The 23,796-nt window shown below is 64.9% G+C and carries 21 protein-coding genes and 1 tRNA gene; 13 read left to right on the top strand and 9 right to left on the bottom strand.

Annotated features, from left to right (window positions below; translation table 11 throughout):
- Positions 1 to 226: 226 nt before the first annotated feature.
- From L0U83_RS23290 to L0U83_RS23280, 3 genes are all read left to right on the top strand, one after another.
- Positions 227 to 1,606, top strand: a complete 1,380-nt coding sequence (locus L0U83_RS23290) for a DUF3300 domain-containing protein (RefSeq protein WP_233886446.1) — start codon at positions 227 to 229, stop codon at positions 1,604 to 1,606.
- 26 nt (positions 1,607 to 1,632) lie between these two features.
- Positions 1,633 to 2,574, top strand: coding sequence for a DUF2950 domain-containing protein (locus L0U83_RS23285; RefSeq protein ID WP_233886445.1), 942 nt, complete (start codon positions 1,633 to 1,635; stop codon positions 2,572 to 2,574).
- A gap of 197 nt (positions 2,575 to 2,771) precedes the next feature.
- The gene (locus L0U83_RS23280) at positions 2,772 to 3,359 is read left to right on the top strand and encodes a BPSL1445 family SYLF domain-containing lipoprotein (protein ID WP_233886444.1); all 588 of its coding nucleotides are present in this window, start codon (positions 2,772 to 2,774) and stop codon (positions 3,357 to 3,359) included.
- Between the two features lie 107 nt (positions 3,360 to 3,466).
- On the opposite strand, the gene L0U83_RS23275 is transcribed toward L0U83_RS23280, so the two are convergent.
- Positions 3,467 to 4,690, bottom strand: a complete 1,224-nt coding sequence (locus L0U83_RS23275) for a YeeE/YedE family protein (protein WP_233886443.1) — start codon at positions 4,688 to 4,690, stop codon at positions 3,467 to 3,469.
- A gap of 331 nt (positions 4,691 to 5,021) precedes the next feature.
- Here L0U83_RS23275 and L0U83_RS23270 point away from each other — a divergent pair, with 331 nt between their 5' ends.
- Positions 5,022 to 6,653 carry a methyl-accepting chemotaxis protein gene (locus tag L0U83_RS23270; RefSeq protein WP_233886442.1) on the top strand — a complete coding sequence of 544 codons (1,632 nt, stop codon included), beginning with the start codon at positions 5,022 to 5,024 and terminating at the stop codon, positions 6,651 to 6,653.
- A gap of 174 nt (positions 6,654 to 6,827) precedes the next feature.
- On the top strand, positions 6,828 to 8,075 hold the full coding sequence (locus tag L0U83_RS23265) for a D-amino acid dehydrogenase (protein ID WP_233886441.1): 1,248 nt from the start codon (positions 6,828 to 6,830) through the stop codon (positions 8,073 to 8,075).
- A 24-nt stretch (positions 8,076 to 8,099) separates the two neighbouring features.
- Here the strand turns inward: L0U83_RS23265 and L0U83_RS23260 are convergent, their stop codons facing one another.
- From L0U83_RS23260 to hcaE, 7 genes are all read right to left on the bottom strand, one after another.
- Complete coding sequence (locus L0U83_RS23260) at positions 8,100 to 9,062, bottom strand: TauD/TfdA dioxygenase family protein (protein WP_233886440.1); 963 nt, start codon at positions 9,060 to 9,062, stop codon at positions 8,100 to 8,102.
- Between the two features lie 223 nt (positions 9,063 to 9,285).
- Positions 9,286 to 9,362: transfer RNA gene (locus L0U83_RS23255), tRNA-Val, on the bottom strand.
- An 87-nt stretch (positions 9,363 to 9,449) separates the two neighbouring features.
- Positions 9,450 to 10,676 (bottom strand): 3-phenylpropionate/cinnamic acid dioxygenase ferredoxin--NAD(+) reductase subunit, encoded by a 1,227-nt coding sequence (gene hcaD, locus L0U83_RS23250; RefSeq protein WP_233886439.1) that lies wholly within the window; start codon positions 10,674 to 10,676, stop codon positions 9,450 to 9,452.
- Positions 10,677 to 10,688: 12 nt separating this feature from the next.
- Positions 10,689 to 11,504, bottom strand: coding sequence for a 3-phenylpropionate-dihydrodiol/cinnamic acid-dihydrodiol dehydrogenase (gene hcaB / locus L0U83_RS23245; protein ID WP_233886438.1), 816 nt, complete (start codon positions 11,502 to 11,504; stop codon positions 10,689 to 10,691).
- Complete coding sequence (gene hcaC, locus L0U83_RS23240; protein WP_233886437.1) at positions 11,504 to 11,824, bottom strand: 3-phenylpropionate/cinnamic acid dioxygenase ferredoxin subunit; 321 nt, start codon at positions 11,822 to 11,824, stop codon at positions 11,504 to 11,506. Before hcaC ends, hcaB begins: the two co-directional genes overlap by 1 nt.
- 2 nt (positions 11,825 to 11,826) lie before the next feature.
- Positions 11,827 to 12,381, bottom strand: coding sequence for a 3-phenylpropionate/cinnamic acid dioxygenase subunit beta (gene hcaF / locus L0U83_RS23235; RefSeq protein WP_233886436.1), 555 nt, complete (start codon positions 12,379 to 12,381; stop codon positions 11,827 to 11,829).
- Positions 12,378 to 13,733, bottom strand: a complete 1,356-nt coding sequence (gene hcaE / locus L0U83_RS23230) for a 3-phenylpropionate/cinnamic acid dioxygenase subunit alpha (protein WP_233886435.1) — start codon at positions 13,731 to 13,733, stop codon at positions 12,378 to 12,380. The genes hcaF and hcaE overlap by 4 nt, the downstream gene beginning before the upstream one ends.
- 123 nt (positions 13,734 to 13,856) lie before the next feature.
- Between hcaE and hcaR the strand changes: the two genes are divergently transcribed.
- Complete coding sequence (gene hcaR, locus L0U83_RS23225; RefSeq protein ID WP_233886434.1) at positions 13,857 to 14,735, top strand: DNA-binding transcriptional regulator HcaR; 879 nt, start codon at positions 13,857 to 13,859, stop codon at positions 14,733 to 14,735.
- On the opposite strand, the gene L0U83_RS23220 is transcribed toward hcaR, so the two are convergent.
- Positions 14,732 to 15,535 carry a DNA-binding transcriptional regulator gene (locus L0U83_RS23220; RefSeq protein ID WP_233886433.1) on the bottom strand — a complete coding sequence of 268 codons (804 nt, stop codon included), beginning with the start codon at positions 15,533 to 15,535 and terminating at the stop codon, positions 14,732 to 14,734. The genes hcaR and L0U83_RS23220 overlap by 4 nt on opposite strands.
- Positions 15,536 to 15,727: 192 nt before the next feature.
- Between L0U83_RS23220 and L0U83_RS23215 the strand changes: the two genes are divergently transcribed.
- The 7 genes from L0U83_RS23215 to L0U83_RS23185 all read left to right on the top strand — a co-directional run bounded on the left by L0U83_RS23215 (position 15,728) and on the right by L0U83_RS23185 (position 23,615).
- Entirely contained in the window at positions 15,728 to 17,578 is a 1,851-nt protein-coding gene (locus L0U83_RS23215) for a bifunctional 3-(3-hydroxy-phenyl)propionate/3-hydroxycinnamic acid hydroxylase (RefSeq protein ID WP_233886432.1), read from the top strand.
- Between the two features lie 2 nt (positions 17,579 to 17,580).
- Complete coding sequence (locus tag L0U83_RS23210; RefSeq protein ID WP_233886431.1) at positions 17,581 to 18,525, top strand: 3-carboxyethylcatechol 2,3-dioxygenase; 945 nt, start codon at positions 17,581 to 17,583, stop codon at positions 18,523 to 18,525.
- Between the two features lie 29 nt (positions 18,526 to 18,554).
- Positions 18,555 to 19,343, top strand: a complete 789-nt coding sequence (gene mhpD / locus L0U83_RS23205) for a 2-keto-4-pentenoate hydratase (protein ID WP_233886430.1) — start codon at positions 18,555 to 18,557, stop codon at positions 19,341 to 19,343.
- 13 nt (positions 19,344 to 19,356) lie between these two features.
- Positions 19,357 to 20,307: an acetaldehyde dehydrogenase (acetylating) gene (locus tag L0U83_RS23200; protein ID WP_233886429.1), complete on the top strand. Its 951-nt coding sequence runs from the start codon at positions 19,357 to 19,359 to the stop codon at positions 20,305 to 20,307.
- Between the two features lie 4 nt (positions 20,308 to 20,311).
- Positions 20,312 to 21,337, top strand: a complete 1,026-nt coding sequence (gene dmpG, locus L0U83_RS23195) for a 4-hydroxy-2-oxovalerate aldolase (protein WP_233886428.1) — start codon at positions 20,312 to 20,314, stop codon at positions 21,335 to 21,337.
- Positions 21,338 to 21,433: 96 nt separating this feature from the next.
- Positions 21,434 to 22,681 (top strand): 3-(3-hydroxy-phenyl)propionate transporter MhpT, encoded by a 1,248-nt coding sequence (mhpT, locus tag L0U83_RS23190; RefSeq protein WP_233886427.1) that lies wholly within the window; start codon positions 21,434 to 21,436, stop codon positions 22,679 to 22,681.
- Positions 22,682 to 22,745: 64 nt separating this feature from the next.
- Positions 22,746 to 23,615 carry an alpha/beta fold hydrolase gene (locus L0U83_RS23185; RefSeq protein ID WP_233886426.1) on the top strand — a complete coding sequence of 290 codons (870 nt, stop codon included), beginning with the start codon at positions 22,746 to 22,748 and terminating at the stop codon, positions 23,613 to 23,615.
- Positions 23,616 to 23,796 lie beyond the last annotated feature (181 nt).

The following is a 23,796-nucleotide window of genomic DNA, read 5'->3' as shown; positions in this document are numbered from 1 at the left end:
CGGCATTCACGCTATCGTTACGGTCAACGTAGTTTTCAGTCTCGTTGATGCACGTCGCTTAAACGTAGTGTTGCAACACTTCTTACGTTGACACTGTGTGTCTCGCCCCTTTATTTTTTGTAGCCACGTCGTAGCGGCTTCGAGACTGTGACGATCGCTAGCGGTTTGCGAACGTTCGATCCCTGCGCGTATTAGAACCGTTGTTCGTAACCGGGAGGACCATAACGTGAAAACATCCGGTGCAAGCCAGCGCCTTGCCTGGCTCGTGTGCGCCACACTCGCGGGCGCGCCGCTTTTCGTGGGGCCGCTTGGGCCCACTGCCGCGCTCGCGCAAAACGCGGCGCATCTTTCGAGCCAGCAGCTCGATTCACTCACCGCGCCGATCGCGCTCTATCCCGACGCATTGCTCGCGCAGGTGCTCATGGCCGCCACGTTCCCGCAAGACGTGTCCGCCGCCGCCGCATGGACGAAGTCCAACCCGAACCTCAAGGGCGACGACGCGGTGAAGGCCGTGGCTTCCGAGCCTTGGGACCCGAGCGTGCAGTCGCTCGTGGCGTTCCCGCAGGTGCTCGAAACCATGGCTTCGAAGCCCGAGTGGGTTCAGCAGATCGGCAACGCGTTTCTCGCGCAGCCCAACGATGTGATGGATTCTGTGCAGCGCCTGCGCGTGCAGGCGCAGAAGGCGGGCAACCTCAAGTCCAACGAGCAGCAGAAGGTCGTGGTCCAGCCGGCGTCGAGCACGTCGACCACGCAGACCATCGTGATCGAGCCTGCGAATCCGCAGGTGGTCTATGTGCCGACCTATAACCCCACGGTGGTCTATGGCGCGTGGCCGTATCCGGCCTATCCGCCCGTGTATATGCCGCCGCCTCCGGGTTACGCCATTGCATCGGGCTTCGTGGGCGGGCTTGCGTTCGGTGCGGGCATCGCGGTCGCGAACTCGTTGTGGGGCGGCGTCAACTGGAACAACCATGACGTGAATATCAACGTCAATCGCTATAACAACATCAACGTCAATAACCGCATCAACTCGACCAACGGCACGGCGAACTGGAATCGCAACGCCAATGTCGAGCGCCGCCAGAATTTCAACAACGCGAACCTGAACGCCCAGCACAACCAGTACCGCGGCTATGACCAGTCGCGCGCGCAGGCCATGCAGACCTTGCAGAACCGCACTGGCGAAAACATGAGCGGCAATGCTCAACAGAGATTGCAAGGCATCCAGGAAGGCGGCCGGCCGAATGCCAACGGCGGCAACGGGCCGAACGGCAATCGCGGCAACGAACTCAACAACCGCGGGCAGAACGGCGCGCAAAACGCAAACCGTGGCAACGAGCTGAATAACCGCGGGCAGAACGGTGCACAAAACGCGAACCGCGGCAACGATCTCAACAACCGTGCAGAGAACATGAATCGCGACAACGCGTTACGCGGTGCTGGCGATGGCTCCAATGCGCGCCTCGAACAACAACGCGGCCAGCAAAGCCGCGACGCGTTCCAGAGCCACGGTGGCGGTGGCGGCTTCAACGGTGGCGGCGGTGGTGGCGGCTTCCATGGCGGCGGCGGTGGCGGTGGTGGCGGACGTCACTTCGGCCGTCGATAACGTTGAATATCATGAGGAGTCTAGAAATGATCCGCATTCCCGCACGCCGCCTGCCGCACGACTACGCGCTCGCGCTCGGCACGGCACTCGCGTTCTTTGGCGCTCCCGCGCTGCTGCCGGCTGAGTTCGGTGGCGCCGCCTACGCGCAAGCCGTCTACGCCACGCCCGAAGCTGCCGCGAACGCGTTCACCGACGCACTCGCGACCAACGACCAGGGCGCCATGAAGCATGTGCTCGGCAACGATTTCGCCACGTTCATCCCCACACAGAACATCGGTCGTGACGATGTCGACGACTACCTTGGCGCCTGGGCGAAGGGCCATCGTGTCGTGCCCGACGCCACGCCTGTTGCTGGCAAGGCGAGCGCTCACGTCGAGGTGGGCGAAAGCGGCTGGACGCTGCCCATCCCTATCGTGCAGTCGGGCAAGGGCTGGCAGTTCGACCCGCGTGAAGGCGCGAGCGAAATTCTCACGCGCCGCATTGGCCGCAACGAGCGTGCGGCCATGCTTACGTCGCTCGCCTATGTCGACGCGCAGAACGACTATCGCAAGCTCACGCAGCACTACGCGCAGCGCCTCCTGAGCACGCCGGGCACGCACGACGGTTTGTACTGGCCGGTCGAGCCCGGCGAGACCGAAAGTCCGCTCGGACCGCTCGCGGCAGCCATGCCGGGCAACACGAAGATCACGCCGAAGGACGGGTATCACGGCTATCACTTCCGCATTCTCACCGCACAGGGGTCGCACGCTAGCGGCGGCGCTCGCAGCTATCTCGAGAATGGGGATCTGAGCGGCGGTTTCGCGCTCGTGGCCTGGCCGGCGCAGTACGGCAAAACAGGTGTGATGAGCTTCATCATCAACCAGGACGGCCAGCTCTATCAGAAGAACCTCGGACCGAATGGCGCACATACGGCAGCGGCGATCAAGGCATTCGATCCCGACTCGTCCTGGCAGGCCACCAAACCCTGAGGGGCGATTCGCCGTCCGCCGGGCGGCATGATTGCTGACGTTGTTCTCTGACAGATGCTCCACACGAAATTCGGGCACAATCCAGCCACGGCGACGTGGCTGTCGCCCGAAGCGGGCTTTGGCCAACGGAAGCGGAGAGGTTGGGCATGCGGTTTGCTCGATCTTCACCGCACTCTCATTCGTGTGGAGATAACCAAATGCAACGACGCAACTTCATGCTAACGGCGGCGGTGACCCTTGCCTCGGGCGGTCTCACGCTCGCAGGCTGTACCACCACCACGAATACGAATTCCACCGCGTCGCAGAATATGTCCAAGCGGCAGTCGATCGACGCGTCTGTGGACGGCACCCTCTCGCGGCTGTTTTCGACCGTGAAGGGCTCGCACGAACTCCTCGCGAAGTCGCGCGGCGTGCTGGTGTTCCCCGAGGTGCTGCAGGCCGGCTTCATCGTCGGCGCGCAGTATGGCGAGGGCGCGTTGCGCGTGGGTGGCGCGACTGTCGGCTACTACAGCACCGCGTCGGGCTCGTTCGGCCTGCAGGCCGGCGCGCAGTCGAAGGCGCTCATCTTCGCCTTCATGACGCAGGACTCGCTCGACAAATTCCGCGCGACGGATGGCTGGGCAGCGGGCGCCGACGCTTCGGTCGCGCTCGTGACCGTGGGCGCGAACGGCGTGATCGACACCAACACGGCCACGCACCCGGTTGAAGCCTTCGTGCTGACCAACGCGGGTCTGATGGCCGACGTCTCGCTGGCGGGCACCAAGGTCACGCGTCTGAATATCTGATGAGGCACGCTCCGGTAAAAAGCGCCGGATCATGTAAAAGGGCAAGGCATCAAGCCTTGCCCTTTGTCGTTTCTGAGCGGCTGGAACCGGCGCAGCCGCACGCCGTTTCAGCAACCCGTATGCTTCACGCGCTCGACTTCGAGGCCGAACAAGGGGCGCAGCTTCGTGCCAAGTACATTGCCCGCGAACGCGCAGACGAGCCACAGCCAGCCGTGCAGGCTACCCGAGACGATGCCGCTGAAATACGCGCCGATGTTGCAGCCGTAAGCGAGACGAGCGCCATAGCCGAGCAGCAGGCCGCCGATCACGGCCGCCACGAGCGAGCGCAGCGGGATGCGCCACACCGGCGCGTAGCGGCCCGCGAGCGACGCCGCGGCCATTGCGCCGAGCACGATGCCGATGTCCATGACGGTGGTGACATCGTGGCTCGCCGGGGCGGCGAGCGCGGCGGCGTTCGGGCCGGCCATCCAGTACTTCCAGCTCGCCACGTCGATGCCGAGTGAAGCGAAACCTTTGGCGCCCCACAGCGCGAACGCCGAGGTCACGCCCCAGGGCCTGCCCGAGAGCGCGAGCGTCGCGAAATTGAGGAGCGCGAGCGCGACCGCACCGGCTAGCAGAGGCCACGGGCCATGCAGCCACGGCGACGTGTGCGGCGCGCGCGGCTCGTTGACGAGGCGGCCGTGGCGGCGCTTTTCGACGACCACGGTGAGCCCGGCGATGAGCGCGAACACCACGAGGTTGAGCGCAATGGCGGGCGCGGCGCCGAGCGCGTTCACGAATGAGAACGGCTTCAATTGCGGCATCGACGTCCAGAAGGGCATGTGCGCCGTGGCGACCACCGAGCCCACGATAAAGGCGATGAGTGTCACGACCATGCGCGTGCTGCCGCCGCCGACGGTATAGAGCGTGCCCGAGGCGCAGCCGCCGCCCAGTTGCATGCCGACGCCGAACATGAACGCGCCGACGATGACCGAAGTGCCCGCGGGCGAAACGAGGCCCGTGACCGGATGGCCGAAGAGCGTTCCTGCCGCTAGCGCCGGGAAGAACAGCAGCACGCCAATGGCGAGCATGAGCATCTGCGCGCGCAGGCCGGCGCCGCGTCCGTCGGCGATGAAAACACGCCACGCGGAAGTGAAGCCGAACGCCGCGTGATAGAGCGTCATGCCGAGCAATGCGCCGACCACGTAGAGCGCCGCCTGACGCGCGCTCACGGCCTGCGCGAGATACATCGCGCCGAGCGCGACGAGCACGAGCGCGATGCCGAGCGGCTTGGGATTGATGGAGTCGAGTCGGCGCGGCGCGCGCGCGAGCGGCGTGGAGAGGTCGGACATGGGAGCGGGGCCGCGCGTCAAAGCGGCCAGGAAAAACAATCGGGGAAGGCAAAACGATAGCACGAATCGCGAATTGGTCTGACAGAGCCCGCAAGCCGACTTCCCGTGGCCCGCGCCGAGTCGCGAGAAATCGCCGCGAACCCTTTTCAGACGGGCTTTTCCCACCCATTGGGACGAAGCCCCGCCAAACCGCACGTAGCCCTGCGGGCATCATGGATTTCCCCTATCCAGCGCCGTGCTTCATCTGCCGTTAGGCGAGACGAGGTGCGAAGGCGCGTCGGGCCGCGTAGATTCGCATCGGCTGGAAGGATAAAAACGCAACGGAGACCTCATGCTGGGAAACATCACCATTCGCCGTGGGCTAACGCTCGTTATCGGTATCTTCGTCGCGTTTCTGCTGACGGTGATCGGCGTGTCGTATGGCGCGCTCAAGATCACCAACGACAGCCTGCACGACGCCCAGCGCGGCGCGCAGGCGCTCGACGCCCTCAAGACCAGTTCCGAGCGCCTGCTCCAGGTGCGCCTCGCGCTCGGCGGCTACGAGACGCTCTTCAGCGTCGGCAAGGCCACGGACGGCTTGCTCGACAAGGCGCACCAGGTGCTCGTGAATTCGAACAAGGAGTTCGCGCTCTACAGCGCCGGCCCGTTCGACGACCCCGAAGAGGCGCGCCTGGCCCAGGCCGTGAGCAGCGCGCGCGAGGCGCTTGTCTCGCAGGCACTCGAGCCGGAGTACAAGTCGCTCGTCGATAACGACTTCAACACCTTCCGCACGATCCAGGGCGAAACCGCCGACCGCTATTACGGCGCCTACGCGAAGGCGATCGAAGCGCTCGAGGACTGGCAGACCGCGCGCCAGCAGCAGGATGCCGACACCGCTGCGCAGCGCTTTCGCGTTTCGCTCATCGTGTTCGGCCTGATCGGCGTGGTCGGCGTGGCGATTGGCGTGATTGCGCGCGTGGGGCTCGCCGCCGCCGTGGTCAAGCCGGTGAACCATGCGATTCGGCACTTCGAGCGCATCGCCGCGGGCGATCTCACTGTGGACGTGCGGGTGCGCTCGAAGAACGAAATGGGCCAACTGCTGAGCGCGCTGCAGACCATGCGCGACGGCCTGGTGGGCACTGTCTCGCGCGTGCGTGGCAGCACGCACGAAATCACGCAGGGCGCGAAGCAGATTGCGTCTGGCAACGTCGATCTCTCGGACCGCACGGCGCAGCAGGCGGCGGCGCTCGAAGAAACGGCGGCGAGCATCGAGGAGCTTTCGGCCGCGGTGCGCCAGAACACGGACGGCGCGAAGGAAGCGAGCGGACTCGCCCAGACCGCGCTCGCAACCGTCACGCGCGGCGCCGAAGTGGTGGCACGCGTGAACGCGACGATGAGCGACATCACGGCCTCGTCGCAGAAGGTGGAGGAGATCACCGGCATCATCGAAGGCATCGCGTTCCAGACCAACATCCTCGCGCTCAATGCGGCGGTGGAGGCGGCGCGCGCGGGCGAGCAGGGGCGTGGATTCGCGGTCGTGGCGAGCGAGGTGCGCAGCCTCGCGCAGCGCTCGGGCACGGCGGCCAAGGAGATCAAGGAACTGATCGCGGCCTCGGCGGCGACCGTCAGCGCGGGCGCGCGCCTCGTGGAAGACGCGCGCCGCACCATGGACGATGCGCGCAGTGCGGTGGCGCGCGTGAGCGGGATCATGAGCGAGATCGAGACCGCGACGCACGAGCAGAGCGACGGCATCGAACAGGTGAACCGCGCGATTGCGCAGATCGACGAGGTCACGCAGCGCAACGCGGCACTCGTGGAGGAAGCGGCGGCGGCGGCGCAGTCGCTCGAATCGCAGGCCGATTTGCTGCGCGCGGCCGTGGCCGTGTTCAATCTGGGTGGCGCGGGGCAGGTGGCCGCGCGAACGGCACATGCCGCTCCGGCGGACGCGCGCGCAGCGCGTGGGAGCACTCCGGCGCTGGCCTGAGCCCTGCCGTGATGGGTTGTCCTTGCCGTTGCAAGGACAACTTTCGTCCGCTTTACGCTTTAACCTGAAGTTATACCCCGCGCGCAAATCGCAATTGAGTTCCCCATCGTTCCCGGCGAGACTGGCGGCATAGGCCGTCAGGGTTTGGCCGTCAGCGAAAGAGAACAACGGATCATGCGAGTTTGCGTTTTGGGCGGTGGAGTGATTGGCGTGAGCACGGCGTATGCGCTCGCCCGCGATGGACACGAGGTCACGCTCGTCGAACGCCATGCCGACGTGGCGCGCGAAACGAGCCACGCCAATGGCGGCCAGCTCAGCTACAGCTACGTTGCGCCGCTCGCCGACCCTTCGGTGCTCCCCAAGCTGCCCCAATGGCTGTTGTCGCGCGACGCCGCACTGCGTTTCGTGCCCCGGCTCGATCCTCACCAATGGCGCTGGTGCGCCGCATTCCTGCGCGCCTGCACGCGCGCGCGCAGCCGTGCGACCACGGCTGAACTGCTCGGGCTCGGTTTTCTGAGCCAGCGTCTCATGCACGAAGTGGCCGGGCGCGAAGCGCTTTCATTCGATTACGTGCGCAACGGCAAACTCGTGGTGTATCGCGATCAGGAAGGCTTCGACGGCGCGCGCCGCCAGGCGCAGTACCAGGCGGAACTGGGCTGCGTGCAGCACGCGCTCGACGGCGCGGCATGTGTGGCGCTCGAACCGGCGCTTGCACATATCGGCGGCGAGATCGTGGGCGGCATCCACACGCCAGGCGAAGAGGCCGCCGACTGCGATCAGTTCACGCGCGGCCTCGCCCACGCGGCGCAGCGCGACGGTGTGAATCTGCAACTCGCCACCGAGTTCTCCGGACTACGAACGAAAGGTTTGCGCGTGCTCGCCGCGCAAACTTCGCAAGGGGACATCGAAGCCGACGCTTTCGTGGTGTGCCTGGGTTTCCAGAGTCAGCCGATGCTTGCCTCGCTCGGCGTGCACGTGCCCATCTATCCGCTCAAGGGCTATAGCCTCACGCTCCCGAGCGCGAACGCGCAGGGCGCGCCGCGCGTCTCGGTCACGGATGCGCATCACAAGGTCGTCTACGCGCCGCTTGGCGAGCGCCTGCGCATTGCGGGCATGGTCGACCTCACGGGCATGAACCCGCACGCCGACGACGCCCGCATCGCGCTGCTCACGCGCCAGGCGCGCGAGACCTTCCCCAACGCCGGCGACTACGACGCCATTCAGACGTGGACCGGCATGCGTCCCGCCACGCCGGACAGCAAGCCCGTGATCGGCGCCACGCACTTTCGCAACCTGTGGCTCAACACGGGGCACGGCGCGCTCGGCTTCACGCTCGCGCTAGGCAGCGCGCAACTCCTCGCCGATTTGCTGGCGGAGCGCGAACTGCCGATCGATGGTGACGCCTTTGCGCCGGGCCGCTGATCAGGAAGACTGACAGGCCTGCGCTTACTGCAGCGTCGCGCCTTCCTCGCGCACGACCACGCTCGTGCGTCCGTCGATACTCACCGGCACTTCGCCGCGCACCGTCGCGCGTCGCACGATGCGTCGCGCGTCGCCGTAGTCGTTGATCGCGTAGTGCTGCGTCGCGCGGTTGTCCCAGATCGCGACGTCGCCCGCCTGCCAGCTCCAGCGCACCGTGTTTTCGAGTCGCGTGACATGCTCGTGGAACACTTGCAGCAGATGCGCCGAATCGAACGATGAAAGGCCCTTTAGCCGCTGCACGAAGTGGCCGAGCACGAGCGTGCGTTCGCCCGTTTCCGGATGCACGCGCACCACGGGGTGCTCGGTCTCGTAGAGCTTCGACGTGAAGACTTCGCGGTAACGCTTGAGCTGCGTGCTGTCGGCGTTCGCGTGCGTGGACGCGTAATCGTAGGCATTCGTGTGCAGCGCCCAGAGCGTGTCGGCGAGCGCGCGCAGCGGCTCGGGCAGTTGCGCATACGCGGCGGCCGTGTTGGCCCACACCGTGTCGCCGCCAAATGGCGGAATCACCACGGCGCGCAGGATCGAAACTTTCGGGTAGGCGTCGACGAAAGTGACGTCGGTGTGCCACGAGTTGGCGCGCGCGCCGTGCAGCGAATCCAGTTCCAGCAGGCTGCCGCCTTCCACCGAGGGCACCGTGGGGTGCGCAACCGTCTCGCCGAAGCGCCGCGCGAAGGCTTCCTGCGAGGCGTCGTCGAGATGCTGCTGGCCGCGGAAGAACAGCACCTTGTGACGCAGCAGAGCGGCGTTGATGGCGTTGAACGTGGCGCTGTCGAGATCGGCGTGAAGTCGCACGCCGTCGATGCGCGCGCCAATGCGGCCCGCGACCTGATGGAGGTCGAGCGTGGTCTCGGCGTGTTGCTCCGTGGCGGAATGCAGATGCGCAGACGGAACGGAAACGGCGGGGCGCTGCGTTTGAACGTCGGACATCGAAAGTCTCCTCGGCTGGACGTGGAACGCCCATTCAAGCAGCGTTGCGCGGCGAGAAGAACTGACGATTTCTGCGAAGCTATGCGTGTGGTGGCGCGCTATGGATAGCTGCGAGTGTGATTAGCACGCGCCAAAAGAAAATGACGCAGACCCGCGAGGGAATGCGTCATTCACAAGATGCTGCAAGGTACAGCTTTTACTGCATGTTCGCTTCTATGTTCGTTGGTAGGCTCGATTGGATTCGAACCAACGACCCCCACCATGTCAAGGTGGTGCTCTAACCAACTGAGCTACGAGCCTGTCGAGGCGCGAATTATAGAGACACTCGCGCGCGGTTGCAAGCGCTTTTCTCGAATCGGGTGAAACGCGGTTTTTTCGGGCACGCGCCTATGCAAATTCCCGCGCCAGATTGCGCAGGTTCTGCGCGGGATCGACGAGCATTTCGCGGGCAATACGCGCGCGTTTGCCGATCAACGCCTTGGCGCTGCGCATGTCGCGGCCCTGATTCACCGTGATCGCGCCCACGAGCGCGCCTTCGTCATCGAGACCGAACAGCACGCAGGGCGGCGCTTCCAGCTTGCCGCGCGCGAGCCATTCAGGCGCGGCCATGTCGCCGGCGAACTGGATGTTCAGGCCGCATTGATCGGTCCAGAACCAATCCGCTTCAAGCGCTTCGGGTGCGAGGCCGAGCATCGCGCGCGCCGCCGTTTGCGCCTGGCGGTTCGCGTTCTCCCACGTCTCGCGGCGCTGGTGGCGGCCGCTTGCCGCATCCCACTGGCTGGCGGCGTCGCCCGCTGCGTAGATGTGCGGGTGCGAGGTGCGGCACTGCGCGTCGATCACGATGCCGTTGTCCAGGTGCAGGCCCGCTGCTCGCGCAAGCGTGGTGTCGGGCTCGACGCCGATGCCGTAGATCACCGCGTCGCCGGTAATGCTGGTGCCGTTTTCGAGCGTCAGCACGATTTCGTTGCCTTCGCGCATGGCCGACGCGAGTGGCGAGCCCAGATGCAGCGTCACGCCCCGCGCGCGATGCACCTCGCACAGAGGCTCGGTGAGCAGCGGCGGCGCGCAACGCGCCATCGCGCGCGATGCCTGTTCGATGACGGTGACGTCCGCGCCGAGATCGATCGCGCTCGAAGCGAGTTCGAGACCGATCACGCCTGCGCCCACCAGCAGCACGCGTTTGCCCGTTTGCAGCACGGGAACAAGGCGTTGAGCGTCCTGTAGCGTGCGCAGCGTGTAGACGCTCTCGCCGAGTGCATCGAGCATCGGCAACCGGCGCACGCGAGCGCCCGTGGCGAGCAGCAAGTCGTCGAAGGCGATCGATTCTCCGTTCGCGAGCGTGACGATGCGCGCCTGTGCGTCGAGCGCGGTGACGGCCACACCGAGCTTCAACTCGATGTTCTGGTCCGCGTAGTAGTCTTCGGCGTGAATCGCGCAGCGCGCGGTTTGCGGCTGGAGCAACACGTCCTTCGAAAGCGGTGGCCGCTCATAAGGCGCGTGCGCTTCCTCGCCGATCAGCACGACGCGGCCCGCGTAGCCTTGCTGGCGCAGTTCGGCGGCGGCGAGCGCGCCTGCCTGACCCGCGCCGACGATGACGATAGTCGAAGCGTTCATGATGCGTTCCCGTTACAGATTGAGTCCACCCGCCGCGTGACGAATGCCGCGAATGCCGAGACCGGCGTCCGCATTGATCATCACGCCGCTCAACACGCGATTATTCGCGCGCGAAGCGAGCATCACATAAGGCCCTGTGAATTCCGCAGGCTGCGGAAAGAACTGCAGCGGCAGGATGCTCGCAATTGCTTCGGGCGAACGCGAGTCCATGATGCGCAGGTCCTGCTGGCCGAGCGAAACGGGGCCGCGTAAATCGCTCGCCATGCCGCAAGGGCCGACGCCGTTCACGCGCACCTTGGGCGCAAGTTCATAGGCCAGTTGCCGGATGATGCCGACGGCCGCATGCTTGCTCGCCGTGTATAGCGGACCGCCGCCGCCCGGATAGAACGACGAATTCGATAGCGTGAAGATCATGCTGCCTTCGCTCGCAATGAGCGCGCGAGCGGCCGCTTTCGCGCCGAGCAGATAGCCCTTCACGTTGATCGAGAAAAGCTCTTCGTATCCGCTGTCGAGTTGCTCAGGCGAGAGATCGACGAGGCTCGAAGCGTGATCCCAGATCGCCGCGTTGCCGATGAAGGTATCGAGCTTGCCGAACGCATCGACGGCGGCGCTTACCGCGCGTTCGTTGTCGGCATACGAGGTGACGTCGCCCTGCACGGCGACCACACGTTGCGCGCCGAAGCGTTCGCGCAGCGCGGCGACCTTGTCCGCCGAGCGTTCGAGCACCGCCACGCGCGCGCCTTCTTCGAGAAAGCGCTCGACGAGTGCGAGTCCGAGTCCCGATCCGCCGCCCGTTATCAACGCCACTTCGTTATCGAGCCAGTTCATTACGCGGCCTCCGGAACGTCGACAAAAACCGCGCCATCGACGAGCGTGACAGGGAAAGTCTTGAGTGCTTCGGTTGCAGGCTGACACAGCGCCGCGCCCGTCTTCAGGCAAAAACGCGCGGCATGCAGCGGACACTCAACGGTGCCATCGTCTTCGATATACCCTTCGGACATCGAAGCGTTGCCGTGCGAGCAGCGGTCGTTCAGCGCGAAAAGCTCGCCGTTCACCTTGAATACCGCGATCGCGGCGGACGGGCCGTCCACCTTGATCGCTTCGCCGTCGGACAACGCATCGTCCTGGCAGACAAAAATACGGGCCATGATCAGAAAAGCACACTCAGGTTATGGGAAGTGAGCACCGCCTGGTCGAGCGTGATCTCGCGGCGGCACACCTGCCAGCCTTGCGCGCCCTCCACGCGGCGCACGCAGTCGATGCGGCGGCCCACGTAGAACGTCTCGTCGCGCTCCTTCTGCGAGCGGTAGAGCGCGTAGTTGACATGCGCCTCGTATTCGCCGGGCGCATCCGTAGTGAGCACCCGCAGGTTCGTCACGAGATGGCGCGTGCGCGAGGGCGGCTCCTCCGCCCACGCCATGCCGGTCTCGAGGCGCGCCACGCGGCGTTCGAGCTGGAAATGCGTGTCGTTGAAGATCCACGTGGTGGGCGGCTGCACGCCACGCCGACGGTCGCGCGTTTGGGCGTTGACCGTCGTGCGCATCGTGTAACGGATATCTTTCGACATGAGGTCGAGCCATGCGCGAAAGTGCCAGCCATCGAGCAACGCGGCTTCCTCAAAAAGGAATTGCTCGATTTCGTGATGGAGTTCGAGACCGACGCGCGTGGGCGTCAACACCGGTTCGAGTTCAGCGACGACGTTCATTTGAGCACCTCCGCCTCGTAGCGCGCGGTGCGCTCGTTCACCTCGTCCCACGTTTCGGAGATCAGCAAATCGGCCCAGCGGCGGTACATGCCGCGCGCGGCCGTCTCCGAGAAAATGTAGTTCGTCATGCCAGGTATGCCGTCTTCGCGCAGGCGCTCGTTGCCGAGGCCCATTTCGAGGCAGAGCTTCGTTTTGCGTGCGCGGCTGCCGCGCAGCACCTTCTGCACTTCGGCCCAGTTTTCCGAATCGTCCTGTTCGAGAAACCCAGCAGGCCCGAACGCGCGCGTCGCGCTGCGCTCGAAAGCGGCCTTCACCTCATCGGATGCGGCCTTGTCGGCAATGCAGAACGCCCAGACTTCCACCTGGTTCGGGCCGCGCGGATGCCACACGCGCAGCGTGGCCGTGCCGTTGAGCCACGAAAGCGTGGGGAACATGTTGTTGTGGCCCGCAAGACGCATCGCTCGAACCTTGCCGAGGCGCGCTTCGGCTTCGGCGTAGGTGTCGCGGAAGTACTGCGAGACTTCGCCGTCCACCCAAACGTTGGCGTCGGGCTGCTCGGTGAAGAAAAAGCCGCTGCCGTGGCCCGCCTGGCCGTATTGCAGCGCGTCCTTCGCGGTCTCCCACACGGGGCGCGCAGTTTGGCCCGCGCCGAGCGCCTTGTCGGCGGCGCCTTCTTTCGCCCCGAGCACTTCGATGGCGGACGCGTGCGTGAAGAGCGCGTGATACTGGTCGCTCGCGAACTGCTCCGCCGGAAATTTCCAGTTGCAGTCGATCACCCACTTGTGTACGCCGCCCACGATCTCGGTGCCGCCTTCGCGGCGGTCGAGCACGCCGTCCAGATACCAGGCGATGTCGCCCATATAGGTTTCGAGGTCGGGCGCGCTCGCGTCCCAGTTGCCGAACACGAGGCCCTTGTAGACGGCCACGCGCGTGACTTCCTGCAAGCCCCATTTCTCCTTGCAAAGGCCCTGCGGATACGCGCGCGGTTCGAGCGGCACGTCGATGAGCGCGCCGTCCACGCCGTACGACCAGCCGTGATACGGGCAGGTGAACGCGCGTGTGTTGCCGCAATCGGCATGGCTCACGCGCATCGACCGGTGGCGGCACTGATTGAGGAAGGCCTTGATCGAGCCGTCCTTCTGACGCACCACGACGATGGGGTCTTCGCCCATGTAGGTATTGAAAAAGTCGCCGGCTTTCGGTATTTGACTGACGTGGGCGAGGAACAGCCAGCAGCGGCCGAAGATGCGCTCGAGTTCGAGCGCGTAAATGTCGGGGTCGGTATAGATGGACGACGTGACGCGGCCATTTTGCGCGTCGACGAGTGCATCGATGTCGATGATTGCGGACATGCGAGTCTCCTCCGTGGCAGCATTGCCTTTTTGGCGGGAATGCAGACGGATGATCGTTGCTCGCTTTGCCGTTGTGAAATATTTTGTTTGTAGCCACTAAGACTTCGAAACGATAACTCGAGCATGGAACTGAGACACCTGCGCTATTTCATTGCCGTCGCCGACGAGCTGAGCTTCACGCGCGCGGCCCAGCGTCTGCATACGGCTCAGCCGTCGCTGAGCCAGCAGATTCGCAATCTCGAAGACGAAGTGGGCACGCCGCTGTTCGAGCGCACGCGCCGCAAGGTGGAATTGACCGACGCAGGCAAGGTGTTTCTCGCCGAGGCGCGTCTCGTGGTGGCCCAGGCCGATCGCGCAGTGGCGCGTGCGCGTCAGGTGGGGCAGGGGCGCGCGACGGTGACGATCGGCTTTGTGCCCGCCGCTGAAATCCGGGTTTTCCCGGTGATTTTGCCGCGTTTGCGATTGCGCTTTCCCGACGTGAATGTCGAGTTGCGCAGCCTGCCAACGGCCGAGCAGGAGGACGCGCTACTGCGCGGCGATATCGACGTGGCGTTCATGCGGCGGCCCGTTGTTTCGCCTGAATTGCGCAGCGAAGTCGTGCTCACCGAGCCGCTGGTCGTGGTGCTCCCGAGCGGTCATCCGCTCGCGAAGCAAAAGCGCATCGCACCGGCGCAATTGAGCGGCGAGCCGTTCATCAGCACGCATCCGCAGTTTTCTGGGCAAGTGCACAGCGTGGTCGAGGCGTATTGCGAGGCGCACGGCATCGAGCGCAAGGTGGCGCAGGTCGCGACGAATATTCTGCTTAATCTGAACCTCGTGGGCATGGGGCTTGGCTATGCGCTGTTGCCCGCGTATGTCTCGTCGCTCACGAGCAGCGCGATCTGCACGCGTCCGCTCGAAGGCGAGCCGCCCACCATCGACTTGCTGATGGTGTCGCGCAAAGAGCCGCATTCAGCGGAGCTCGAAGCGTTGTTCGAACTCGTGCGCGAGAACGAGCCTTAACGCTTCGTGCTTTCTTCCTGCGCCTCTAACGCCGCCACCATTTCCTGCGCGGCGCGCTGCAACTCGGGCACGAAGCGCCGCACCGCCTCCGCCGGATTGATGGCCTGTTCCAGGTAGATCACGTTCAGGCTCGCGAGCACGCGCCCATGCGCCTCGATGGCCGTTGCGAGCGCACCGATCTTGCGCTGATCCGCCCAGTCGCCATGGTTCGAGCCAAAGCCGTCCGTGCGGGTCTGGCGTACGAGATTGCGGATAAAGGCCTTGTCGCCAGCGAGTTTTTGCTGCTGTTCGCCGCCGGCACCGGCGCGCAGCAGTTCGAGAATGTCCTCTCGTTCCGCCTCGGGGCACATCGCGAAGTACACGCGGCCCGCCGCCGTGAGCAGGATCGGCAGGCGGCGGCCCACCATCGCGCGGTGAAACGAAAGCGGGCTGAAGCGGTGCGTGGTCTCGCGAATCACCATGGAGTCGCCATCGGGCGTCGTGAGGTCCGATGGCCACACGGTGCGCTGAAGCATTTGCGCCATGATCGGCGGCGCGATGGTCGCGATCAGTTCGTCATCGGTGAAGCCTTCGCTCAGGCCGCGCACGTGCATCGTCAGACGAAAGCTGTCGTCGGATGCGCTGCGGCGCACGAACTTCTCCTCTACCAGGGTTTCCAGCAGGCGCCTCACGGTCGTGCGGTGCAGGCCCGTTGCCTCGCTCAGTTGCTGGCTCGTGGCGCGCCCGTTCTCCATGGCGTTGAGCGCCTGGAGCACCTGCAGGCCGCGCGCGAGCCCCCGCACGTTTGCATACTTCGTCATAGAAAAAGCCTTAAAAATCAACTATGTGCATTCTATGCACATTTCTCTAAAAATGTTGAGCGCGCATCGGGCGGAACCTAGACTCGCTTCCATTCACCGGACTGTGACAAAGCGTCCAACCGGGTGATCCGTTTTCAGGCACCACCTGTCAGCATCCGCAGCGGCCCCATAAGCCGCGCGAGAAGGAGACACATGAACACCCCCCTCGCCCACGAGGCGGATACCGTCCGCCCTCGCCAGATTGCCACCGACGTCGCCATCATCGGCGCGGGTCCGGTCGGCCTCATGATCGCCAACATTCTCGGCCTGCAAGGCGTGCGTGTCACGCTTGTCGAGAAGCTCGACCAGATCATCGATTATCCGCGCGCAATTGGTTTGGATGACGAAGCATTGCGCGTGTTCCAGTCGATCGGTCTGGCCGACGCCCTGCTGCCGCACACCACGCCCGACCACTGGATGCGCTTCGTCACGAAGGACGGCCATTGCTTCGCCTCGATCGAACCGCGCACCGACGAATTCGGCTGGCCGCGGCGCAACGCGTTCATTCAGCCGCTCGCAGACCGCGTGCTCTACGAGGGGCTCGCGCGCTTCGAGCATGTGCACGTGTTGTTCGGTCACGCCGTCAACGCGTTCGAACAAGATGCGCATGGCGTGACGATCGACGTGAGCGATGCGAACGGCGAGCGCCGCTCGATCCGCGCAGCGTACCTGGTGGGCGCGGACGGCGGTAACAGCTTCGTGCGCCGCGCGCTCAATGTGCCCTTCGAAGGCCGCACGAAGCCGAATCAATGGATCGTGGTGGACGTGCGCAACGACCCCATCGGCTCGCCGCATATCTACATGCATTGCGATCATCAGCGGCCGTATGTGTCGGCAGCGCTGCCGCACGGCATTCGCCGCTTCGAATTCATGGTGATGCCGGGCGAGACGGAAGAAGAGCTTTCGAAGCCCGAAAACATGGCCGCGCTGATCCGCAAGGTGGTGGCCGATCCCGACAAGGTCGACTACATCCGCAAGCGCGTGTACACGCACAACGCGCGTCTGGCCGAAACGTTCCGCGTGGACCGCGTTTTGCTGGCAGGCGACGCTGCGCACATCATGCCCGTGTGGCAGGGCCAGGGTTACAACAGCGGCATTCGCGACGCGAACAACCTGGGCTGGAAGCTCGCGATGGTCGCAAAGGGCCACGCGGACGGGCGCCTGCTCGACAGCTATACCGTGGAGCGCCGCGCACATGCGCGCTCGATGATCCACCTTTCCGAAGTGGCAGGCGATATCTTCGCGCCCACCACGCGCTTTGGTGCGCGCTTTCGCGACACGTTCGTGCGCTGGATGAATGTGTTCCCCTCGGTCAAACGCTACTTCGTGGAAATGCGCTTCAAGCCGATGCCGCGCTATGAAGCGGGCGTCGTGCTGCTGCCGCCGCCGCAGAAAACGGGTGGGTGGCTCGCAAGCTTGCTGGAGCGCTCGGGCAACTCGGCGCCGGGCCGCATGCTTGGCCTGATGAGCCAGAAGCGCGACTCGCTGATCGGCCGTCTCGCCTATGGCCGCGATCCGCTTGCGGCCTCGCCGGTGGGCCGCATGTTCATTCAGCCGCGCGTGCGTCTTGCCGATGGCCGCGTGGTGCGCCTCGACGACGCGATCGGCAATGGCTTCGCGGTGCTCGCCTGGGGCGCGGACCCGACCTTTGGTCTCACGCCGCAGGCTCGTGCGCTGTGGGAGCGTCTTGGTGCGCGCTTCATCTTCGCGAAGCCCGACGTGCAACTCGAATACGCCGACGACGTGCCCGAAGGCGTGCTCGCGCTTGGCGACGTGCAGGGCCGCTTGAAGGAGTGGTTCAGCCGCATGCCCGAATCGGTGGTGCTGCTGCGCCCGGACCGCTTCGTCGCGGGCGTGTGCACGCCGCAACAGGTATCGGACGCGATTGTCGAACTCGCGGGCAAGCTCGGCATGACGGAAGCCGTCTCGCGTGAGGCAAGCGCCGCTGCCCCGCAAAACCGTCCCGTGCGCGGCGTGGCCGTTGCGCGCACAGCAGGAGCATGAAGATGCCGATTCACCTCGAATGTCTGTCGCACACCCCGTTGCATGGCTATTTCGATCCGCTGCCTGAAGTGGTGGCGGAAGTCGAACGCGTAGGCCGCGCCGCGCGCGAACGTGTAGAAGCGTTCAAACCCGATCTGATCGTTGCGTTCGCACCCGACCATTTCAACGGCTTCTTCTACGACGTGATGCCGCCGTTCTGCATCGGCGCGCGTGCCGAGGCCATCGGCGATTTCAAGAGCATGGCGGGTACGCTGCCAGTGCCCGAAGACCTCGCGCACAAGCTCGCTGAAAACGTGCTCGAAGCCGATATCGACGTCGCGCTTTCGTACCGCATGCAGGTCGATCACGGCTGCGCGCAGGCGCTGGAAGTGCTGACCGGCGGCCTGGATCGCTATCCGGTGATTCCCGTGTTCATCAACTCCGTGGCGCCCCCCATGGCGACGTTGCGTCGTGCTCGCCTGCTCGGCGATGCGATTGGCCGCTTCTTTTCGCGCAGCGACAAGCGCGTGCTCGTGGTGGGCTCGGGCGGCATTTCGCACGAGCCGCCGGTGCCGGAACTGTTCGGCGCGACGCCCGAAGTGGCCGAACGCCTGATCGCGGGCCGCAACCCCACGGCCGATTCGCGCGCCGCACGCCAGGCGCGTACCGTGGCCGCGGCGAAGTCCTTCACGGCGGGCGACAGCCCGTTGCATCCGCTCAATCCCGAATGGGATCGCGCATTCCTCGCACGCCTTGAATCGGGCGAGTTGACTTCCGTGGACGGCATGACGAACGCGGCCATTACGCGTGACGGCGGCAAGTCGGCCCATGAAATCCGCACCTGGGTCGCGGCGTTCGGCGCGCTCGCCGCCTATGGCCCGTATCGCGCGACGCTCGACTACTACCGCGAAATTCCCGAGTGGATCGCGGGTTTCGCCACCATGCACGCCACGCCTGACGCGGCTTGATAGATCAGTACGGACTCCGGAGAATCAACATGTCAGATTCGAAACTCGTCGCGGCACTGGCCGCGCGCCTGCGCGAAGCCGAAGCGTCGCGCAACGTGATCGAGCCGGTGCGCGGTGAAATCGCTTTAGATGACATCGCCACCGCCTACGCAGTTCAGCAAGCCAACGTCGATCTGCGTGTGGCGACTGGCGAGCGTATCGTGGGCCGCAAGATCGGCCTCACGTCGCTCGCGGTGCAAAAGCAGCTGGGCGTCGATCAGCCCGACTTTGGCGCGCTGTTTGCCTCGATGGCTTATGGCGATGCCGAAGCCATTCCACTCTCGCAACTGATCCAGCCGAAGGTGGAAGCGGAAATCGCGCTCGTGCTGGAGCACGACCTCACGTTCGAAAAGCACACCTTCGTCGATATCCTGCGCGCCAGCGCTTACGCACTTGCGGCCATCGAAGTGGTGGACAGCCGCATCCAGAACTGGGACATCCGCTTCGTCGATACGGTGGCCGACAACGCTTCGAGCGCACGCTTCGTGGTGGGCAGCCGCCCGGTGCCGCTCTCGCAGATCGACCTGACCGCTTGCGCGATGGAACTTTCGCGTGACGGCGAGGTGCTCTCGCGCGGCAACGGCGCCGCGTGCCTGGGCAATCCGCTCAACGCCGCCGTGTGGCTCGCAGACCGCATGGTCCAGCTCGGCACGCCGCTGCGTGCGGGCGACGTGGTGCTCACGGGCGCGCTCGGACCCATGGTCGCCGTGAAGGAACCCGGCACGTACACCGCGCAGATCGAAGGCCTCGGCAGCGTTCGCGCGACTTTCTCCGCCTGATACAGGAATTCATATGGCTTCCGAAAAACTCAAGGCCGCGATCATCGGCTCCGGCAACATCGGCACGGATCTGATGATCAAGATCATGCGCAACAGCCAGCATCTGGAGATGGCGGCGATGGTCGGCATCGACCCGAACTCCGATGGTCTCGCGCGCGCCGCACGTCTTGGCGTTGCGACCACGCACGAAGGCGCTGAAGGTCTCACGCGTCTGCCCGTGTTCGACGACATCGACTTCGTGTTCGACGCGACCTCCGCTGGCGCGCACGTGAAGAACGATGCGCTGCTGCGCAAGCTCAAGCCGTCGATCCGTGTGATCGACTTGACGCCTGCCGCAATTGGCCCGTACTGCGTGCCGGTCGTGAATATCGATGCGCATATCGAAGCGCTCAACGTCAACATGGTGACGTGCGGCGGCCAGGCCACGATTCCGATGGTCGCCGCCGTGTCGCGCGTCGCGAAGGTCCATTACGCGGAGATCGTCGCTTCGATCAGCAGCAAGTCGGCGGGCCCGGGCACGCGCGCGAACATCGACGAGTTCACCGAAACGACTTCGAAGGCGATCGAAGTGGTGGGCGGTGCCGCGAAGGGCAAGGCCATCATCGTGTTGAACCCGGCCGAGCCGCCGGTGATGATGCGCGACACGGTTTATACGCTTTCTGAGGCGGCCGACCGCGAGAAGGTCGAGCAGTCCATCGAAGAGATGGTCGCGAAGGTGCACGCCTATGTGCCGGGCTATCGCCTGAAGCAGAAGGTGCAGTTCGACGAGATTCCCGCGAGCGCGCCGCTCAACATTCCGGGCCTTGGCAAGTTCAGCGGCCTGAAGACTTCGGTGTTCCTCGAAGTGGAAGGCGCCGCGCATTATCTGCCCGCTTATGCAGGCAATCTCGACATCATGACTTCCGCCGCGCTCGCCACCGCCGAACGCATGGCGCAGACGCTGCTCAGCGTTCAAGGAGCGTAAAGCGATGAGCAAGAAACTCTACATCTCCGACGTCACGCTGCGCGACGGCAGCCACGCCATTCGCCACCAGTACTCGATCCAGAACGTGCAGGACATCGCCCGCGCGCTGGACCGCGCGAAGGTGGACAGCATCGAAGTCGCGCATGGCGACGGCCTGCAAGGCTCGAGCTTCAACTATGGCTTTGGCGCGCACAGCGATCTCGAATGGATCGAGGCCGTGGCCGACGTGGTCACGCACGCACAGATCGCCACGCTGCTCTTGCCCGGCATCGGCACGATTCACGACTTGAAGGCTGCGTACAACGCGGGCGCGCGCATCGTGCGCGTGGCCACGCATTGCACGGAAGCCGACATTTCGAAGCAGCACATCGAGTATGCGCGCGAACTGGGCATGGACACCGTGGGCTTCCTGATGATGAGCCACATGACCACGCCGGAAAACCTCGCCGTCGAAGCGAAGAAGATGGAAAGCTACGGCGCGACCTGCATCTACGTGGTCGATTCGGGCGGCGCACTCACGATGAACGACGTGCGCGACCGTTTCCGTGCGGTGAAGGGCGTGCTCAAGCCCGAAACGCAAACGGGCATGCACGCGCACCACAACCTGTCGCTCGGTGTGGCGAACTCGATCGTTGCCGTGGAAGAAGGCTGCGACCGGATCGATGCTTCGCTTGCGGGCATGGGTGCGGGCGCGGGCAATGCGCCGCTCGAAGTGTTCATCGGCGCGGCGGAACGCATGGGCTGGAACCACGGCACCGACCTCTACACGCTGATGGATGCCGCCGACGACATCGTGCGCCCGTTGCAGGACCGGCCGGTTCGCGTGGACCGCGAAACGCTCGCGCTCGGCTATGCAGGCGTGTATTCGAGCTTCCTGCGCCACTCGGAAGTGGCCGCGAAGAAGTACGGCCTGAAAACAGTCGACATTCTCGTCGAACTGGGCAAGCGCCGGATGGTGGGCGGCCAGGAAGACATGATCGTCGACGTGGCGCTCGATCTGAAGAAGCGCCAGGAAGCATTGCAGTCCTGATCAAGCGCGCCGCGCATCGCCTTTCGGGCGGTGCGCGGCGTTGCCACATATAGCCGCCGAAAAGAGTGGCTCGCATATACACATGGAGACTTTTTTATGACGTCGCGAAACAGTAGTGCTGGAGGAAGTGAAACGAGCGGCAAGGCAACCATCGCCCTGTGTCTGGCGATTGCATTGCTCGAAGGGCTGGATCTGCAATCGGCGGGCGTAGCGGGGCCGCGCATGGCGAAGGAGTTTCATCTCGCCGTGGCGCAAATGGGCTGGGCGTTCAGTGCGGGTGCGATTGGCCTCTTGCCGGGCGCGGCGCTGGGCGGGCGGCTCGCCGACCGCTTTGGCCGCAAGCGCGTGCTCATGTGGTCGGTCACGCTGTTCGGGCTGTTCTCGCTCGCCACGACCATGGTGTGGAATTTCGAAAGCCTGCTCGTCGCGCGTCTGCTCACGGGTCTCGGTCTCGGCGCGGCCATGCCGAACCTGATTGCGCTGTGCTCGGAGGCCGCGGGTCCGCAGCAGCGCAGCACGGCGGTCGGCGCGATGTACTGCGGCATGCCGTTCGGCGCGGCGATCGCTGCCGTGATCGGTATGCTCGGCACGGGGGACACGAGCTGGCGCCACGTGTTCTACGTTGGCGGGCTCGGCCCGATCGTGATGGTGCCGCTGCTTGGCGCGTTCCTGCGCGAGTCGCAGCAATTCGTCGCTACGCAGGCTTCGACGGTGACGAAAGAAGGCGCGCCGAGCGTGGCAGAAGCGCTCTGGCGCGAGGGCCGTGCGCGTACGACCATCGCGCTGTGGATCAGCTACCTTGGCACGCTGATCGTGCTGTACTTCCTGATGAACTGGCTGCCCTCGATGGTGCTTGCACGCGGCCTCACGCGCGTGCAGTCGAACCTCGTGCTGATGCTGTTCAACATCGGCGGCGGGATTGGCGCTGTTGCGATCGCAACGATCATGGATCGCTTTGGCCGCCGCGGCACGGTGATCGGCATGTACATCGGCGTCGTGGTGGCGCTCACCGTCCTCGCGGGCGCGGGCGGCGCAGGCTCGACGGCCGTGGGCGGCCTGCTGTGCGGCTTCTTTATCGTGGGCGGGCAGTCGGTGCTTTACGCACTCGCAGGGCATGCGTACCCCACGGAAGTACGCGGCACGGGTGTGGGCGCGGCAGTGGCCGTGGGGCGTCTCGGTTCGATTCTCGGGCCGCTCGTGGCGGGCCAGTTGTTCGCACTCGGTCAAAGCCCGTCGATGCTGGTGGGCTCGAGCATTCCGCTCGTTGTGATCGCGGCGCTTGCCGCGCTGAGCGTGGTGGGCGCATTCAGGCAGCGCAGCGCATTGGGCGCGCAGGGCGCGTGAAATTGAGGGGGGAAGGCGCGCGCCTTCTCCGCCATGGGTTATTACGTTTTAAAGGATGGTCATCATGACTGGTACGGCACAAGCAATCACCGAAGCCTCGACGAGCAAGTTCGCACGCGTGAAGGACGGCGAGGTCGAGTTCCAGATTCACTACAACGACGCGGGCGTTGGCGCCGAAACCGTCGTGATGCTGCACGGCTCGGGTCCGGGCGCGAGCGGCTGGGCCAACTTCAACCGCAACGTCGAGCCGCTCGTCGCGGCTGGCTACCGCGTGATCCTGATGGACTGCCCGGGCTGGAGCAAGAGCGACCCGATCGTTTGCACGAGCTCGCGCTCGGACCTGAACGGCCGGGTGCTCAAGGGGCTGCTCGACGTGCTCGACATCGAGCGCGTGCATATTCTCGGCAATTCGATGGGCGGGCATAGCGCCGTTGCATTCGCGCTGGCGAACCCGCAACGCGTGGGCAAGCTCGTGCTGATGGGCGGCGGCACCGGTGGCCCAAGCAGCTTCGTGCCGATGCCCACGGAAGGCATCAAGCTGCTGCAGGGTCTCTATCGCGATCCGACCATCGAAAACCTCAAGCGCATGATGAACGTGTTCGTGTACGACGCGAGCGCGCTCACCGACGAGCTGATGCAAACGCGCCTCGACAACATGCTCGCGCGCCGCGACCACCTGGAAAACTTCGTGAAGAGCCTCGCCGCGTTCCCGAAGCAGTTCAGCGATTACGGCCCGCGCCTTGGCGAAATCGCCGCGCCCGCGCTCGTGATCTGGGGCCGCGACGACCGTTTCGTGCCGATGGACATCGGCCTGCGCCTGCTGGCCGGCATGCAGAACGCGCAACTGCACGTGTTCAACCGTTGCGGCCACTGGGCGCAGTGGGAGCACGCCCAGGCGTTCAACCGCATGGTGATCGATTTCCTGCAGCACTGAAGCGCGCGCGAGCACTTGCGGCAGCGATGCGGCGCACCTCACGGTGCGCTTTTTTTTCTCGCGCCGGATTCGCTGGCGACAAGGCTTTTGTGTGACGAAACCGTGCGTGAACGCGTCGCCGACCGGTCATCTAAAGGCAAACCCGCATTAGCGTAAAACGAATCGATTCGCCATTGACAAA

It is taken from the genome of Paraburkholderia flagellata (assembly GCF_021390645.1).
In the GTDB taxonomy this organism is placed as follows: Bacteria; Pseudomonadota; Gammaproteobacteria; order Burkholderiales; family Burkholderiaceae; genus Paraburkholderia; species Paraburkholderia flagellata.
The sequence above is the reverse complement of the archived record's forward strand: the minus strand, read 5'-3'. Positions and strand labels throughout refer to the sequence as shown.